This window comes from Pseudomonas edaphica, assembly GCF_965277385.1.
Classification (GTDB): domain Bacteria; phylum Pseudomonadota; class Gammaproteobacteria; order Pseudomonadales; family Pseudomonadaceae; genus Aquipseudomonas; species Aquipseudomonas edaphica.
Map to the genome: position 1 here is coordinate 134,135 of NZ_OZ255725.1, position 16,709 is coordinate 150,843.

Below are 16,709 nucleotides of genomic sequence, written 5' to 3' on the forward strand. Positions count from 1 at the left end.
GAGCCTGTTATGAAGCGCCTGCACGTTATCGACTCCCACACCGGCGGCGAACCGACGCGCCTGATAATGGACGGCTTCCCTGCCCTCGCCGGCGCAACCATTGCCGACCAGTTGCACACCTTGCGCAGCGAACACGATCAATGGCGCCGCGCCTGCCTGCTGGAGCCACGTGGCAATGACGTGCTGGTCGGCGCGCTGTACTGCGCGCCGGTCACGCCAGGCGCCACCTGCGGGGTGATCTTTTTCAACAATGCCGGTTATCTGGGCATGTGTGGCCACGGCACCATCGGCCTGGTCGCCTCCTTGCACCACTTGGGCCGCATAACGCCCGGCGTGCACACCATCGACACGCCGGTCGGCCCGGTAGCCGCCACCTTGCACGACGACGGCGCGGTGACCTTGCGCAACGTACCCGCCTACCGTCATCAGCGGCAGGTGCCGGTGGACGTGCCGGGCTATGGCGTGGTGCATGGCGATGTTGCCTGGGGCGGCAACTGGTTTTTCCTGGTGTCGCAGCACGGCCACAGGCTGGCGATGGACAACGTCGACACCCTCACCGACTACACCTGGGCGATGCTCAAGGCCCTCGAAACCCAAGGCATCCACGGTGCCGACGGCGCACTGATCGACCATATCGAACTGTTCGCCGACGACGCCCACGCCGACAGCCGCAACTTCGTCATGTGCCCCGGCAAAGCCTACGACCGCTCGCCGTGCGGCACCGGCACCAGCGCCAAACTCGCGTGCCTGGCGGCTGACGACAAACTCGCCCCCGGCGCCACCTGGGTGCAGGCCAGCATCACCGGTAGCCAATTCGAAGGCCGTTATGAATGGGATGGCGAGCGCATTCGCCCCTTCATCACCGGCCGCGCCTACATGACCGCTGACAGCACCTTGCTGATCGACGAGCAGGACCCTTTTGCCTGGGGCATCTGAGCCCGGGCCTTATTTAACTGAACGCTGGAGTTAGAACAATGAGCGACAACATCTTCACCGGTTGCATCCCCGCACTGATGACACCGTGCACGCCTGAACGCAAACCGGACTTCGACGCCCTGGTCGCCAAGGGCCGTGAACTGATCGATATCGGCATGAGCGCCGTGGTGTATTGCGGTTCCATGGGCGACTGGCCGCTGCTGACCGAAGCCGAACGCCAGGAAGGCGTGGCCCGCCTGGTCGCCGCTGGCGTGCCGACCATCGTCGGCACCGGCGCGGTCAACAGCCGTGAAGCGGTGGCCCACGCCGCCCACGCGGCCAAGGTCGGCGCCCATGGCTTGATGGTAATCCCGCGCGTGCTGTCCCGTGGCGCTTCGGCCACCGCGCAAAAGGCGCACTTCTCGGCGATCCTCAAGGCCGCGCCGAACCTGCCGGCAGTGATCTACAACAGCCCGTATTACGGCTTCGCCACCCGCGCCGAGCTGTTCTTTGAACTGCGCCGTGAACACCCCAACCTGATCGGCTTCAAGGAATTCGGCGGCGGCGCCGACCTGCGCTACGCGGCAGAAAACATCACCTCCCAGGACGATGCCGTGACCCTGATGGTCGGCGTCGACACCCAAGTGGTACACGGCTTCGTCAACTGCAACGCCACCGGCGCCATCACCGGTATTGGCAACGCACTGCCGCGCGAAGTGCTGCAACTGGTCGCCCTGAGCAAAAAAGCCGCCAAAGGCGACGCCAAGGCCCGGCGCCTGGCCCGTGAGCTGGAAGCCGCGCTGGGCGTGCTGTCGTCCTTCGACGAGGGTTGCGATCTGGTGCTGTATTACAAGCACTTGATGGTGCTCAACGGCGACCAGGGCTACGCCCTGCACTTCAACGAAACCGACGCACTCAGCACCGCCCAACAGCGTTATGCCGAGCACCAGTACGCGTTGTTCCGCCAGTGGTACGCCAATTGGTCGGCTGAACAGAACGTCGCCTGACACCCTCGCGCGCCGCTGTGGTTCTCACAGCGGCCAACCCTCATTTTTCAAGGACACCCCATGACTCTGACGGGCAAGATGCTGATCGGTCAGCACGCAGTCTGCGGCCATCGCGAAGCGATCCAGGCCATTAATCCCGCCACCGACCAGCCCCTGGCGCCCGCCTACCCAGGCGGCGCTGGCGAGCATGTCGAACAGGCCTGTGCCTTGGCTTGGGCGGCGTTTGACAGCTATCGCGACACCTCGCTGGCAGCACGCGCGGCCTTTCTTGAAACCATCGCGGACAACATTGAAGCCCTCGGCGATGAGTTGATCGAACGCGCCATGGCCGAAACCGGCCTGCCACGCCCGCGTATCCAGGGCGAACGCGGGCGCACCTGCGGGCAATTGCGCACATTCGCCCGCACGGTGCGCGCCGGTGAATGGCTGGACGTGCGCGTCGACACCGCGCAACCGGCGCGTCAGCCATTGCCACGTGCAGACCTGCGCCAGCGGCATATTGCGCTGGGGCCGGTGGCAGTGTTTGGTGCGAGCAATTTCCCCTTGGCGTTCTCAGTGGCGGGCGGCGACACCGCCTCTGCACTCGCCGCCGGTTGCCCGGTGATCGTCAAGGCCCATGGCGCGCATCCCGGCACCAGCGAACTGGTCGGCCGTGCGCTGGCCAAGGCCGTTAAAGACTGCGGTTTGCCCGACGGGGTGTTTTCGCTGCTGTATGGATCGGGTCGCGAAGTCGGCATCGCATTGGTCACCGACCCGCGTATCAAGGCCGTGGGGTTTACCGGCTCACGCAGCGGCGGTATCGCCCTGACCCAGGCGGCGCAAGCGCGGCCGGAGCCGATTCCGGTGTATGCGGAAATGAGTTCGATCAACCCGGTGTATCTGTTTCCTGCGGCGTTGCACACGCGTGCAGAGGCGTTGGCCCAAGGTTTTGTCGCCTCGTTGACCCAAGGCGCCGGGCAGTTTTGCACCAACCCTGGCTTGGTGATTGCGGTCGCAGGCCCGGCACTCGAGCGCTTTGTCGCCACGGCGAGTGAGTTGCTCCCGGCGTGCGCCGCCCAGACCATGCTGACGCCAGGTATTTTCCAGGCCTATGAAGCGGGCGTCGGCAGCTTGACCGAACACGCACAAATCGCCGCCAAAGGCATGGCGGCGCAAGGCCCGAATCAAGGCCAGGCACAGCTGTTTGTGACCCAGGCCAGCGCGTTTTTGCGCAATGAGCATCTGCAGGCGGAAGTCTTTGGCGCAGCGTCCTTGGTCGTGGTGTGTGCCAACGACGAAGAAGTGCGCCAGGTTTCCGAGCAGTTGGAAGGCCAGTTGACCGCCACACTGCACCTGGACGACGCGGACCTGGCACGCGCCCAAGCCCTGCTGCCGGTATTGGAGCGCAAGGCCGGGCGCCTGCTGGTCAACGGCTGGCCGACCGGTGTGGAAGTGTGCGACGCCATGGTCCACGGCGGCCCGTTCCCGGCCACCAGCGACTCGCGCAGCACCTCGGTCGGCACCGCAGCGATCCTGCGTTTTCTGCGCCCGGTGTGTTACCAGGACTTCCCGGACAGCTTGCTGCCCGCTGCGCTGCAACACGCCAACCCGCTGCTGTTGCGACGCTTGCTCGACGGCCAGAGAGAGGCCTGAACGATGAGCGACAGCAACCGTGCTGATATCGCTGTGATCGGCGCCGGCATCATTGGCGTCGCCTGCGCCCTGCAATTGGCCCGTCAAGGCCAACGCGTGGTGGTCATCGACCCACAGGCGCCGGGCATGGGCGCGTCCTATGGCAACGCCGGGCATTTGGCCACCGAGCAAGTGTTCCCGATTGCCGACGTGTCGATCCTCAAGCGCCTGCCCGCCATGCTGATGGACCCTATGGGTCCGTTGCGCCTGGACTGGAAGTACCTGCCACGCGCCCTGCCCTGGTTCGTGCGCCTGTTGCTCAACCTGCGCCCGGCGAACTACCGGCGCACGGTGGCGGGCATTCGTGCGCTCAATGAGGCCAGCCTGGGCGCTTGGCAGCGTCTGCTGCAGGCCATTGAGCAGCCGCAGCTGTTGCGCGCCGAGGGTTCGTTGCTGGTATTTGAGCGTGCCGCGTCCGGGGAAGCCATCGACGCGTTGCGCCAACGCATGCAGCAGCAGAATGTGCCGGTGGATTTCTGGTCGGGCGAGGCAATACGCAAGGCCGCGCCGCAACTGAACGATGCGATCCAGGGCGGCCTGTTCTTCCCGGGCACCGGGCATTTTATTGATCCGTACAGCGTGGTGTGCGCACTGGTGAGCGCGGCCAAGGCTTGCGGTGTGCAGTTTGTGCAGCAACGCGTGCTCGATGGGCGCCTGGAATCGGACGGCGTATCGCTGCTGACCGATCAAGGCAGCCTGACTGCCCGCCAGGTGCTGATCGCCTGCGGCGCCCATTCGGCCAAACTCACCGCTGCACTCACCGGCAAGCATGTCCCGCTGGACACCGAGCGCGGCTATCACCTGATGCTGCCCCACGAACACAATCGCTTGCCCTTTGCCGTGACCTCGTTCGAGCGCAAATTTATCATGACCCCCATGAACGATGGCTTGCGCCTGGCCGGCACGGTCGAATTCGCAGGCCTGGAGCGCCCCGCCAATATGCAACGCGCCTGGCAACTGCATCGTTTGAGCCAGGGCTTGTTTCGCCAGGACTTGAGTACCCGGGACGCAACCCCATGGATGGGCTTTCGCCCGTCGCTGCCGGACTCGCTGCCGATCATTGATCGGGTCGCGGAAGGCAAGGTACTGCTCGCGTTTGGGCATCAGCATTTGGGGTTGACGCAGGCGGCGGTGACGGCGGAGATGGTCGTGCAACTGGTTACGCTTGATAAGCGCATAGTGCTGCCGGACCTGGCCCCTTACCGATTGGCGCGCTTTTAGGTCTTTGGCGTTTTTGTGGCGAGCAGGCTTGCCCTGCGTTGGGCTGCGCAGCAGCCCCATACCGTGACACCTGACTCACCGAGTCGTCTGAATGAGGGGCGGCTTCGCCACCCAACGCAGGGCAAGCCTGCTCGCCACAGTGACAATCACAGTGGCAGTGCTCGCCCTCAACGCTACTTGACCAAGCGCTTTTCTTTGGATGGCCGATAGCCGAAATACGCGCTGTAGCACTTACTGAAATGGCTCGGCGACACAAACCCGCACGCCACCAGCACATCCACCTGTGACAGTTCGGTGTGCTGCAACAAACGCCGCGCCTCGGTGACGCGTAACTCCATGTAATAGCGTTGCGGCGTAGTGCCCAGTTGCTCCTTGAACAGGCGTTCGAGCTGGCGCCGCGAGCGGCCGGCGTAGACTGCCAATTGGTCCAGTTCCAAGGGTTCTTCGAGGTTGGCGTCCATCAGTTTCACCACTTCACGCAGTGGAGCGCTGACGCTGATGTTCTCCGTGGGTTTGATACGCCGGTAGCGTGACTCTTCAAACGCCAGGATGTCTTCGATACCTTCGACCAAGGCCTTGCCATGCAGGCTTTTGATCCAGTCCAGGGCCATATGGAACGCGCCCGATGGGCTGGAGGCGGTGAGGCGATCGCGGTCAATCACGTAGGGTTCGCTGGTGACCTGCGCAGCTTTGGACACTTCCGACAGCGCCGGGCGATGTTCCGGGTGGATCGCGCAGCGGTAACCCTGCAACAGCCCGGCGCGACCAAGGAACCAGGCGCCGTTCCATAGGCCGGCGAGGCTCACACCCTGTTCGGCGGCGCTGCGCAACAGCTGGATGAAATCCTCGCCGGCTTTGAGTTCGGTGCGAAAACCGCCGCAGATCACCAGCAAATCCAGGTCGGGCAATGCCGACGCTTGCAGGCGGGCATCCGGGCGGATCACCAGGCCCAGGTCGCTTATAACTTCGCCCTCGTCACACCCGAAGGTACGCGTGGCAAACAGCTCGGGGCGCAACAGGTTGGCGGTGATCAGGGTGTCGAGGGTCTGGGTGAATGCCGGCAGGGAAAAGTGTTCGAGCAGCAAAAAACCAACGCGGGTGACCGGCGACGGCTGCTGGAAGTTTTCATTCAGGTAGCGCAAGTTCTTGCCTTTCATGCCACCGCTGAACTGGCGTCTTTCCATCGAGGGTTGGCCCACTCTTTTTGTTTATGCAATGGGCGCTATCTTAGGGGCAAATGCGCCGGCTGTCGTGCCGCATTCCCACGAAGAATAATGACTATGCTGCATGGCCGCTGCCACGATGGAGGACGCTTGCCTGTTGATAGTCAACACGACCTTTAAGCCTGATCTTTACAAAAGCAACCGCCTCCCGGGCCCGCAGCCTGGCAGTTGCGGGACCATCTGATACGGTTTTTTCTTTGCTATCTGCGTCTGTATCGAAACGCCAGTGAAGCGGACAATGGGCGCCATTCCGACACTCCTGTCGACTCCCTTCCCTTCGGAGGCCTTATGACCAAGATGGCAATTTTCCTGTTCGGTTTTCTGGTGCTGACCATCGGTATCGGCTTGCTGGCAACCATCTCGCCGGTGTGAGGCACTGCTTCACGCAAAAAGCATCGGGTACAACGACAGCACCAACAGCGCCGCCATCGACCCGTTGAATACCCGCAACCAACGCGGCTCGCGCAGCACGTTGCGCAATCCACTGCCGCAGCCCACCCACACGCACACACTGGGCAGGTTGACCACCGCAAATACCAGCGCAATCACCAGTACATTGGTCACATAACCTTCGGCCGGCGTATAGGTGGTGATTGCTCCCAGCGCCATGATCCATGCCTTGGGGTTGACCCACTGAAACGCGGCCGCGCCAAGAAAGGTCATGGGTTTGCCACGCTCGTCAGGGTTCTCGGACATGCCGCCAGCGGTGGCAATCTTCCACGCCAGGTAGAGCAAATAGGCTGCTCCCACATAGCGCAACACCGTGTAGGCCCACGGGAATACCTTGAACACTTCGCCCAGGCCCAGGCCTACCGACATCACCAACAGCATGAAGCCGATGCTGATCCCCAGCGCGTGGGGCATCGAGCGGCGAAAGCCAAAATTCACCCCCGAGGCGAGCAACATGGTGTTGTTCGGGCCGGGCGTGATCGAGGACACGAAGGCAAACAGGACAAAGGCGGACAAGAGGCTGGTGGACATGAACATGGCGCGGCATCCAGGCGGTAGTGGTATGCCTGCGACAGTAGTGGGTTACAGCCCTTGCCGCCCCGTACAGCTAGGGGCGGATCGAGGCATACACTTTGGCGTTATCGAGCTGATCGGTAGAGTTGCGCGCCTTGCTTGAGTCTGCGCTGAACACATCACAACGGCTTACAGGCCTACTAAGGTTCCGCCGGGAACCGTTGATGAAGGATGTTAGAGCCGGAGCAACAGCAGAGCCATACTCGGTCAAAGGTGGGAGCTGGCTTGCCTGCGATGGTATCAACCGGGTGTAGCTGATCTACCGAGGAGTCTACATCGCAGCGGTACGACGATTCGACAAGCCAGCTCCCACAGAGAAGCAGCAATGCTGGCTCTAGCCCTTACGCAGATACGCAAACATTTGCGGTACATAATCAGCAGTGATGGCGTAAACCGACATAGTACGTCCTTGTTCAGGTTAAAAGTTCTGGGTTAAACACGGGTTCAAGCCGGGCGCACATCCCGCTGCCTGGCCAACCCTTCCAGCGTAAACCGTGCCTGCATCAGCACCACATCGCGCACCGCCTCCATCTCCTTCTGATTCACCTCGGCCCACTTCAGCGCTTCCAGCAACTTGGGCTTCTGCACCCGAAACGCCAAGCCCTGGGTGAACAGCGCCATGGAGTGAATCACCGTGCGCTCGTCTTCCACGGCAAAGCCGGAAAGGCGCGCGATCAGTTGGCGTATGACGCGGCCAATGCGTGCCTTGAAGCGGTCTTCAAAGGCGGTGGTTGCGCTTTGCGGGCACAGGCCGGCCTGATGACGATCCATAAATGCGCGCCAGATCGTGGTCTGGGGGCTGTCCTGGATGGTGGAGACCACCGTACCCAGAATGCCCAGCGAGACGTCGATCAAGGTTTTATCGCTCGCCTTGGCATCCGCCAACGCGGCCTCGGCCGCTTCCACGCACGGCGACATCTTGCGCCACAGCAGCGTGACCAAATGCTCGACACACTCCAGGTACACGCCTTCCTTGCCATCGAAGTAGTACTGGATCGCGGGCGCATTAACCCCGGCAGCCGTGGCGATGTCACGGGTGGACGCGCGGTCATAGCCGCGTTCGCCAAACACCTCGACCGCCGCTTCGACGATACGTGCGCGGGTTTCTTCACCGCGCTGGTAACCACCTTCGGCAGCAGGTTTATGTCGTGCCATGTGCAGCTCCTCTCGAATACCGGACCAAAATATACCAGTTGACAAAAATTCGCGAAAAATAGAATTTATTCCAACCGATATAAAACCGGCCCTCACAAACAGGAATGACCCGATGTCCGCTGCAACACCCTCCCCTCAGGTCATTCCTGAAGACACCGTTAATGGCCAGCGCAGCAAAGCGCGCCGCATTCTGCTGGGTATCGCCAGCCTCGCGCTGCTGGGCGGCCTTGGCTGGGCCGCGTGGTGGTGGCTGAACGGGCGCTTTGTCGAGACCACCGACGATGCCTACCTGCAGGCCGACAGCATCAGCGTGGCGCCCAAGATCAACGGCTATGTGGCCGAGGTGCTGGTCAGCGACAACCAGAACGTCAAGCGCGGCGACGTGCTGGTGCGCCTGGACGCACGCAAATACCAGGCGGTGAGCGACGAAGCCTCGGCGACGATTGCTGCGCGCAATGCCGACTACGCAAAAGCCCAAGCCGACCTGGTGCAGCAGGATTCGACCATCGCCGAAGCTCGCGCCCAACTGCAAGGAGCACAGGCCGACGCACAACACGCGCAAACCGAAGTGGCTCGCTATGCGCCGCTGGCCCGCTCCGGCGCCGAGCCAGAGGAACGCCTGGCGCAACTCAACAACCAACTGGCGCAGGCGCGCAGCACCGTGGCCGCCAAACAGGCTGCGCTGCGCTCCAGCGAAACCCGCTACGGCACCCTGCAAGCCCAACTCAAACAAGCCCAGGCGCAACTCGGCGTGGCCAAGGCCAGCGAAGCCCAGAGCCAGTTGGATGTGGATGATGCGGTGATCCGCAGCCCGCTCGATGGTCGGGTCGCCGACCGTGGTGTGCGCGTCGGCCAGTACGTGCAGCCCGGCACGCGCTTACTGACGGTGGTGCCAATCAGCGCGATCTACCTGACCGCCAATTACAAGGAAACCCAGATCGGCGAGATGCGCCCCGGCCAGGCCGTAACGGTACACGTGGATGCACTGCCCGGCCGTAATCTGCAGGGCCATATCGACAGCCTGTCGCCCGGCACTGGTGCGCAGTTCGCCTTGCTGCCGCCCTCGAATGCCACCGGCAACTTCACCAAAATCGTCCAGCGTGTGCCGGTGAGGATCGCGCTTGATGTACCCGATGATATTCGCGCCTCGTTGATGCCTGGCCTGTCGGCCACCGTCGACGTCGACACGCGCACCCACGCTGCGGATGCCAATCATGGCTGAGGCGCTGATGGCCGAGGCCGTCGCCGAAAAACCGCGTAACGCCTCGTTGACCGACTGGATCGCCGTCGCAGCCGGGGCATTGGGCGCATTGCTGGCGACGCTGGACGTGTCGATCACCAACTCGGCGCTGCCGCAGATCCAGGGCCAGATCGGCGCGACCGGCACCGAAGGCACGTGGATCGCCACCGGCTACCTGATGTCGGAAATCGTCATGATCCCGCTCGCCGCATGGCTGACGCGGGTATTCGGCCTGCGCCGTTTTCTGATCGGTACCGCGCTGATGTTCACCGCGTTTTCGATGTTCTGCGGCTTGTCCTCCAGCCTCGGTGCGATGATCGCCGGGCGCATCGGCCAGGGCTTTGCCGGCGGCGCGATGATCCCCACCGCGCAGACCATCGTGCGCACGCGCCTGCCGCCGCACCAGTTGGCGATCGGCACCACGATGTTCGGCATGACCGTGATTCTCGGCCCGTTGCTGGGCCCGGTGATCGGCGGCTGGCTCACGGAAAACATCAACTGGCGCTGGTGTTTCTTTCTCAACCTGCCCATCAGCATCGCGCTGATCACCTTGCTGATCACCGGCCTGCCGACCGAGCGCATGAACCTGCAACGCTTTATCAACGCTGACTGGCTGGGCATTCTCGGCTTGGCCATGGGCCTGAGTTCACTGACCGTGGTGCTCGAAGAAGGCCAGCGCGAACACTGGTTTGATTCGCTGCTGATCGTCTGGCTGAGCATCGCCACCGTCACCGGGTTCCTCCTGATTGCCCTGGGGCAACTGCGCTCAACAACCCCGATCCTGCGCCTGCAACTGGTGCTCAACAAAAGCTTTGGCAGCGTGCTGTTGATCGGCACAGCGGTCGGCGCCGGGATCTATGGCACGGCGTACCTGGTGCCGCAATTCCTGGGCATTTTGTCGGGCTACAACGCGCAGCAGTCGGGCGCGATCATGCTGTTATCGGGGATTCCGGCGTTTGTGTTGATGCCGATTCTGCCGAGAATGCTGGGCCGCTACGACCTGCGCTGGATGGTCGGCGCCGGGCTGTTGCTGTACTGGGCCAGCTGCTACGTCGACACCACGCTCACCACTGACAGCGTTGGCCATGACTTTATCTGGTCGCAGTTGCTGCGCGGGTTCGGGCAGATCCTGGTGATGATGCCTCTGAGCCAATTGTCGATGCGCTCGGTGCAGACCCACGAAGCCGGGGACGCCGCCGGGCTGTACAACATGTCGCGCAACCTGGGCGGCACCATCGGCCTGGCCCTGCTCGGCGTGTTGATGGACCGGCGCAGCCACTTTCACGACGACATGTTGCGCGAAGGCATCCAATCCAACAGCCAACTGGCCCAGGACCATATGGCCAGCAGCACAGCCAGCTACCTGGCACAAACCGGTGATGCCTCCACCTCACAGCTGCAAGCCTTCGCGCAACTGGCCAATGACATCGCGCGGCAAGCCTCGGTCATGGCCTACAACGACTCGTTTTATCTACTGGGACTGGCGATGCTGGCGTGCCTGCCCCTGATCTTTATTCTGAAAAAGCGCACGGTAACCCGATGATCCCTCGCAAGCTTCCTCTTCTGCTCAGCGTTGCGCTGCTGTCCGCCTGCACGGTCGGCCCCGACTACCAGGGTGCCCCCAACGTTGCGCCAAAAACCCTGGCGGCCGGGCGCCTGCCGCATGCCGATCACACCTCCGCTGGCGCACCCGCTGTCGCGCAGTGGTGGCGCACGCTGGGCGACGCGCAGCTCAACGAACTGGTGGACAAAGCCCTGCGCAACAGCCCCGACATCGCCACCGCCCAGGCCCGGTTGAAGCAATCGCGCGCCAGCCTTAGCGGCGCACAGGCCAACGCGATGCCCAAGGTCAGCGGTGATGCTGCGATGCTCAAACTGCGCTCGCCCGACACCTCCGCGCTGGGTGGCAACAGTGGCGGCGGCCGCGGCCCGCTGAACCTCTACCTCGCCGGCTTCGATGCCAGCTGGGAAGCCGACCTGTTCGGCGGCACCCGTCGCGCCGTCGAGGCTGCGCAGGCCGAAGCCGACGCGTCCCAGGCGCAATTGGCCGATGCCCAGGTGCAACTGGCCGCCGAAATCGTCCAGGCCTATACCGACCTGCGCGACCAGCAAACACGCCTGGCACTGGTGGACTCCAGCGTCGACATCGAAAACCAGGCCCTGGACCTCACCCAGCAGCGCCGCGAGCGCGGCGTGGCCTCGCAACTGCAACTTGAACAAGTCATCACCCAAGCCGAAAACACCCAGGCCCAGCGCCTGCCACTGCAAGCCGCCATCGTCGAATCCCTCGACCAACTCGGCCTGCTTTGCGGCCTGGAACCCGGCGAACTGGATGGCCAACTCGCCACTGCCCGCGCCCTGCCCGCCTTACCCGGCACCGTGCCGTTGGCCGACCCGGCGGCGCTGCTGAGGGCGCGCCCGGATATCCGCATGGCCGAGCGTAAACTGGCCTCCAGCAACGCACAGATCGGCGAAAAAACCGCCGACTGGTTCCCCAAGCTCAGCCTCACCGGCGACCTGTCCTTCTCCGCCAGCGACCCCGGCCACCTTGCGCGTAAAGACAGCGGCACCTGGCTGGTCCTGCCGCGCATCACCTGGAACGCCCTCGACTTCGGCCGCGTCGCCGCCAGCGTCAAAGGCGCCGAGGCCGGGCGCGATGAAGCGCTGGCGCATTACAAGAGCGTGGTATTGAGTGCATTGCGCGATGCGGATGTGGCCTTGGCACGCTATGGGCATCAGCGCCAGAATGTGGTGCTGCTGCGTAACGTGGAATCTTCGGCAGTACGCGCCGCCGACCTGACCCGCCAGCGTTATCGCGCGGGCACGGCCAGCACCCTCGATTGGCTGGATGCCGAGCGCACGCGCTACCAGGCGCAAGAGAGCCGGATATCCGGCGACGCTGAACTGCTGAAGGATTTTGCCTCGCTGCACAAGGCGCTTGGGTTAGGCTGGACGCTGTAAAGGGTTCTACGCACATAAACCAAGGAACAACATGATCACCCTTCGTAAAGCGACAACGGCCGATATCGATACGCTGCGCGAGGTTGGTTGCCAGACCTATCGCGAGCATTTTTCGACGTTATGGTCGCCTGCCGGTATGCACGGTTTTCTTGAGCAGGATTTTTCACCCAGTGCACTGCGCCAGTCACTCGAGTTGCCAGGCAGGCATGCGTGGTTCATTGCTTGCGATGAACAAGGCAACGCCGTCGGGTTTGCCAAAGTGAATTGGGCAGTGCCTGCGCCGTTAACCGCTGAAGTGGGCGCGGAGCTGCAGAAAATCTACCTGCTCAAATCCGCCGCCGGCAGGGGTTACGGCAAACAACTGTTGCAGTGTGTTCGCGATGAAGTGGCGCAACGTGGTGAGCATTTACTGTGGCTGGACGTGCTCAAAACCAACGTCAGTGCACAGGGCTTTTATGAGGCATTCGGGTTTCGGCGCATGGGCGAAATCCCCTTCAGCACGGACCTTGCCGACATCGGGATGGTCGTCATGGGACTTCAATTGAAACAGCAGGCGCAGCGCTAAATGGCCGAACTGATAGAGGGGCTCGACGGGCCCAGAACCGCACAACAAGAACTGTTTTACGACCTTGACGATGCACGCGCAGTTATCGGCTGGTCGGTGGTGGAGCTGACGGCGATGGCCGCGAACGGTAGAACACCCGAAGAAGCAGTGGCCCTGATGAAAATGTGCGCATTGCTGGCTGCGCAACAGGAAAAGCTTGGCGTGTACGCCGAAGAGGTGAAGGCACAGCGTATTGTCCGCGCTGAGGCCTAGCGAGTAATAAAAAAAGGAATATATACATGCCGTTTTCATTGGAAGAAAGAACCGCCTTGCTCGCTCTCAAGGGCGTAGGTCCCACCGTGATTACACGGCTGGAGCAGTTGGGCATTGACTCATTGGAAGTGCTTGGAAAGTCGGACGTGGGTGACATTCTGGCGCAAGCATCGGCAGCAGTCGGGTCGACCTGCTGGAAAAACAGCCCCCAGGCGCGGGCGGCCATTACAGCGGCCGTGGCGCTTGCGAGGGCGACTAAGCCACCCATGCCCACGACTCGCAGCGGAACGATATTATCCGGGGAACACACGGGCTGGACGATAACGATCCAGGATGACACCGCAGGTGAAACCGGAGGCTATTACCTCTACCTGGCCGACGAACAGCTCAACGGTTTCGATGCATGGTTTGAATCCATGGAGCCGCTGGAACGGGAGATTTCTGAACTGGAAGTTCGCTGGGATTAATGTGCTCGAGAGCAGTCAGTCAGCACTCGCTGATAACAAAGCGTTTCTGGAGGCAATAAACCGCCTTCCCACCGTGCGCATCACCCACCGACTGACTCGGGAAAACCTGATCAAGAAAATGCAGGCTGGCGTATTGATGCCCTACCCGGCAAAGCGCGGGCGCCTGCCAGAATGGTTCGCCCATTGGATGGATGGCAAACACCCCGCCACCTGGGTATCCATTGGCAAACCTGAAGACGTCAGCCCTGCTCTGCTGGGGTCCGTTCGTCAAAAAGAATGGCCCATGGCAATTTCGTTCCATGTGCCAAGTACAAACATCGTGATGCCACCTGGTTTTCTGAAACACCTGTATGGCTGCTACCAACAGCGGCTGCTCAATACGGTGAAGATCCCACACAACGCCGATCTGTATAAACGCGTCGGGAAAAATTGGCAGTTGCTGAGCCTTCAGGAACGCCAAGCACTGTACTCTCCGGTTGCTATGGCGGTGGCGGCTTAACAAAAGAAAGGGATGGATTCATGTCACTGAACATAGGTCCGTCCCTTCTCTCGGCAGCAGAGCATCAGCGCTGGTCGATTTCGATTTTTTGAGTTGGATCGGGGCTGTACTTTTGGCGTTTTAATTGCGGGTCGCCTTTGGCCAGGCAAAAGAAGAATATCTCCGCCTCCCCGCAGCCGCCGTGCAAGGCGCATTCGCTTGACTGCATGTGGTCTAGAAGAATTTCCCGGCCTTGAGACTCACAAAACTGATTCGCTTCTTTCAGCGCATGGCCTTTCGCCGAGGCCGGCCCACCAAGGGGAACTCGCGTTGAGATGGTGTAGGTGTCAGGCCCCACTTTTATAGGACCGCTGTCGGCGCAGGCCGTGAGCATCGCAGTGACTAAAACCATTAGCCAGATTTTCATTGTTATCCCCCAGGAAAGGCATGAGGGTACATGGCAGCTCGCCAGCTCGCCTTATAATTTTACTTTCTGAACATCGCTAACGCTGCTCTGCTTGGTCTCGGACGTTTCCCACAAACTAACGAGGTTGAGCCATAGGAAGTGACTTGGTTAGGATTTGCCGTCGCAGTAATTACTGTGACCGGGCGTCGCAACCTGAATTATCTGAGTATTGCCCTTTGGAGCATCACTCTTGAAAACACCTACACCTGGCAACGACCATTCGACTAACGCGTTTAAAGTGAGGACAGAATTAAGCACGGAAGATGCGCTAGTGAATGCAAGTGAAATTTTGGCTTCGGCATCGGTTATGGCGAATGAACAAGCGTTCGGATCAACTGGATCTCGACGGCTTCAAATATTTGGGTTGGCGCAGCTGATTGAGAACGCGCAACTGCTCGTGGATGATGCGCTGGATAAATTGAGTCCAACATCCGCTGACCGTTGACCACCTAGCAATTGAACATGGGGAAGACCAACATTTTTTAAAATTCAGAAATTGTGGCCTGACCCCCTCTAGTCAAAAAAACCTCGCCGAAGCGAGGTTTTGACCGTGGCACAACAGCAATCAACTATTCGCCTGCGCTAAAAACTGCCGAATTTCCTCGTCGGTCTTGCCCTTCAACAGTTCTTTTAAGAGTTTGAATTACTCTTCATCAGTAGGCTTAAAAGAGTCTAAAACTTCAAGCGACTGCTGCTTATCTAAAATGTTGTCTTTATCTTCCGATAGCGTGTAAGCATAAACCATATGATCAATAGACATAACAATCTCCTTTACATTAATATTTAATGGAGATGAAATCATCCATCGTCATTGATTTTTGTGAACCTGTGAAAACTAGCAGTTTCTTATACTGATTTGTAATTAAAAAGCGCATTCGATCGACATGCAAAATTATCAAAGTGCATCAGCAAAAGCCCTGGATAAAATCGCCCCAACATCCGAAATGGAGTCCTGCAACGCATCGCTCATGTAGTTGGCCCGAGGCTCAATGCGCGAGCCATGCGCGGGGTTGCGGAACGGCTCTCAAATTGCAGGCATTAAAAAACCCCGTAGACGTTAATCTACGGGGCTTTAAGAGTGGAGGCCGAGGTCGGAATCGAACCGGCGCAGGCGGATTTGCAATCCACAAATTTCCAATTATTTATCAATAAGTTACCCAAAAATCTATTCCGCATCGCCAAGATGTACACATCGCTGGAGCCCTCTTGAATCGGGAGGCTTTATTTCGGTTGCGGAATGGATTTTCCTTCTTACTTCCCCGTGTATGGATAATGCTTTTTCCCCTGCTCTCTAGCAGCCTTGATCAAATCAGCCGTTGCCGTCTTCCCAGCTTCAATATTGTTTTCTTTCGCAAAAATTGCCGAGTAATGCAACGTGTAGGTTGGCATTCTTGCCTTCTCAATCTCACCCCGCTTGTATTGAGCCAGTAGCTTTGCGGCAAGGTCAGTACCCTCGTTGTCTGCGCATTGCTGGATTTTCGCCAGAGAGGCAGCGTCATAATATCCAGATGCCGTGGCGGTAATGTTCAATTTGCCCATGCACCCCAAAGCGATCAGCTCCTGCGATGCAATCAGGTCTTCATGAATGCCCTGATTATCGTGAAGGTTCGTCACCAGCTTGGGTTCGGGCTGTGCCACTTCGGCCGCAAGCGCGCTGTGTGCAATAGCTGATAATGCCAACGCTATTGTAAAAATCCGGTTCATCGCATTTTCCTACGCTGATTCAGTTCTCTCAAAACCGCCTTTTCCAAAGCCTCTTTCCCGGCGTGGTCGTACTGCCGCGAATATACAACGCTGAATTTTGACTGAGATGGTCATGTCGTGATTCCGACCTGTAGCGGGTATCGAGACAAGGACACCCTGGAAATCGTCCTCAATACTGAATACCCGGATGCGTCAGACGCCATTTCCATCATGTTGCTCCAGGAAGCGGTGGTATCAGCCACCCGCCCGTTTCAGTGCACACAAAAACGCAACACTGAACTGCACCGATTGTGATGGCCGCGCCACATCGGGGTTTATATAGTCGTTCCTACTGCAACCCGCCATGAGCCAGCCGGCCCAT

At 60.3% G+C, this 16,709-nt stretch carries 16 protein-coding genes and 1 pseudogene; 12 read left to right on the plus strand and 5 right to left on the minus strand.

The window, feature by feature from the left end; genetic code table 11:
* Nucleotides 1-9: 9 nt before the first annotated feature.
* From ACQY47_RS00650 to ACQY47_RS00665, 4 genes are read left to right on the plus strand one after another with little or no spacing between them, the layout of a single operon-like run.
* Nucleotides 10-936 carry a 4-hydroxyproline epimerase gene (locus ACQY47_RS00650; RefSeq protein WP_428554647.1) on the plus strand — a complete coding sequence of 309 codons (927 nt, stop codon included), beginning with the start codon at nt 10-12 and terminating at the stop codon, nt 934-936.
* Nucleotides 937-974: 38 nt separating this feature from the next.
* The gene (locus ACQY47_RS00655) at nt 975-1,922 is read left to right on the plus strand and encodes a dihydrodipicolinate synthase family protein (protein ID WP_428554650.1); all 948 of its coding nucleotides are present in this window, start codon (nt 975-977) and stop codon (nt 1,920-1,922) included.
* A gap of 60 nt (nt 1,923-1,982) precedes the next feature.
* Entirely contained in the window at nt 1,983-3,554 is a 1,572-nt protein-coding gene (locus ACQY47_RS00660; protein WP_428554653.1) for an aldehyde dehydrogenase (NADP(+)), read from the plus strand.
* 3 nt (nt 3,555-3,557) lie between these two features.
* Nucleotides 3,558-4,814 carry an NAD(P)/FAD-dependent oxidoreductase gene (locus ACQY47_RS00665; RefSeq protein WP_428554656.1) on the plus strand — a complete coding sequence of 419 codons (1,257 nt, stop codon included), beginning with the start codon at nt 3,558-3,560 and terminating at the stop codon, nt 4,812-4,814.
* Between the two features lie 173 nt (nt 4,815-4,987).
* Here the strand turns inward: ACQY47_RS00665 and ACQY47_RS00670 are convergent, their stop codons facing one another.
* The 3 genes from ACQY47_RS00670 to ACQY47_RS00680 all read right to left on the minus strand — a co-directional run bounded on the left by ACQY47_RS00670 (nt 4,988) and on the right by ACQY47_RS00680 (nt 8,215).
* The gene (locus ACQY47_RS00670; protein ID WP_050547755.1) at nt 4,988-5,971 is read right to left on the minus strand and encodes a GlxA family transcriptional regulator; all 984 of its coding nucleotides are present in this window, start codon (nt 5,969-5,971) and stop codon (nt 4,988-4,990) included.
* 447 nt (nt 5,972-6,418) lie between these two features.
* Nucleotides 6,419-7,024 carry a LysE family translocator gene (locus ACQY47_RS00675; RefSeq protein WP_017138877.1) on the minus strand — a complete coding sequence of 202 codons (606 nt, stop codon included), beginning with the start codon at nt 7,022-7,024 and terminating at the stop codon, nt 6,419-6,421.
* Between the two features lie 480 nt (nt 7,025-7,504).
* Nucleotides 7,505-8,215 carry a CerR family C-terminal domain-containing protein gene (locus tag ACQY47_RS00680; RefSeq protein ID WP_428554659.1) on the minus strand — a complete coding sequence of 237 codons (711 nt, stop codon included), beginning with the start codon at nt 8,213-8,215 and terminating at the stop codon, nt 7,505-7,507.
* A 112-nt stretch (nt 8,216-8,327) separates the two neighbouring features.
* On the opposite strand from ACQY47_RS00680, the gene ACQY47_RS00685 reads away from it, so the two are divergent.
* From ACQY47_RS00685 to ACQY47_RS00715, 7 genes and pseudogenes are all read left to right on the plus strand, one after another.
* On the plus strand, nt 8,328-9,437 hold the full coding sequence (locus tag ACQY47_RS00685; RefSeq protein WP_428554662.1) for an HlyD family secretion protein: 1,110 nt from the start codon (nt 8,328-8,330) through the stop codon (nt 9,435-9,437).
* The gene (locus tag ACQY47_RS00690) at nt 9,430-10,998 is read left to right on the plus strand and encodes a DHA2 family efflux MFS transporter permease subunit (RefSeq protein WP_428554665.1); all 1,569 of its coding nucleotides are present in this window, start codon (nt 9,430-9,432) and stop codon (nt 10,996-10,998) included. Before ACQY47_RS00685 ends, ACQY47_RS00690 begins: the two co-directional genes overlap by 8 nt.
* Complete coding sequence (locus tag ACQY47_RS00695) at nt 10,995-12,416, plus strand: efflux transporter outer membrane subunit (RefSeq protein ID WP_428554668.1); 1,422 nt, start codon at nt 10,995-10,997, stop codon at nt 12,414-12,416. Before ACQY47_RS00690 ends, ACQY47_RS00695 begins: the two co-directional genes overlap by 4 nt.
* A gap of 31 nt (nt 12,417-12,447) precedes the next feature.
* A complete protein-coding gene (locus ACQY47_RS00700; protein ID WP_428554671.1) occupies nt 12,448-12,981 on the plus strand; it encodes an N-acetyltransferase family protein in 534 nt (177 codons plus the stop codon).
* Nucleotides 12,982-13,233, plus strand: a complete 252-nt coding sequence (locus ACQY47_RS00705; protein WP_176992162.1) for a hypothetical protein — start codon at nt 12,982-12,984, stop codon at nt 13,231-13,233.
* 26 nt (nt 13,234-13,259) lie between these two features.
* A pseudogene (locus ACQY47_RS00710) lies at nt 13,260-13,484 on the plus strand (helix-hairpin-helix domain-containing protein); the annotation flags it as partial.
* Nucleotides 13,485-13,701: 217 nt separating this feature from the next.
* A complete protein-coding gene (locus ACQY47_RS00715) occupies nt 13,702-14,199 on the plus strand; it encodes a hypothetical protein (RefSeq protein ID WP_428554674.1) in 498 nt (165 codons plus the stop codon).
* Nucleotides 14,200-14,263: 64 nt separating this feature from the next.
* On the opposite strand, the gene ACQY47_RS00720 is transcribed toward ACQY47_RS00715, so the two are convergent.
* Entirely contained in the window at nt 14,264-14,605 is a 342-nt protein-coding gene (locus ACQY47_RS00720) for a hypothetical protein (protein ID WP_428554677.1), read from the minus strand.
* Nucleotides 14,606-14,834: 229 nt separating this feature from the next.
* Here ACQY47_RS00720 and ACQY47_RS00725 point away from each other — a divergent pair, with 229 nt between their 5' ends.
* Nucleotides 14,835-15,089 (plus strand): DUF6124 family protein, encoded by a 255-nt coding sequence (locus tag ACQY47_RS00725; RefSeq protein WP_428554680.1) that lies wholly within the window; start codon nt 14,835-14,837, stop codon nt 15,087-15,089.
* 806 nt (nt 15,090-15,895) lie between these two features.
* Here the strand turns inward: ACQY47_RS00725 and ACQY47_RS00730 are convergent.
* Entirely contained in the window at nt 15,896-16,348 is a 453-nt protein-coding gene (locus ACQY47_RS00730; protein ID WP_428554683.1) for a hypothetical protein, read from the minus strand.
* Nucleotides 16,349-16,709 lie beyond the last annotated feature (361 nt).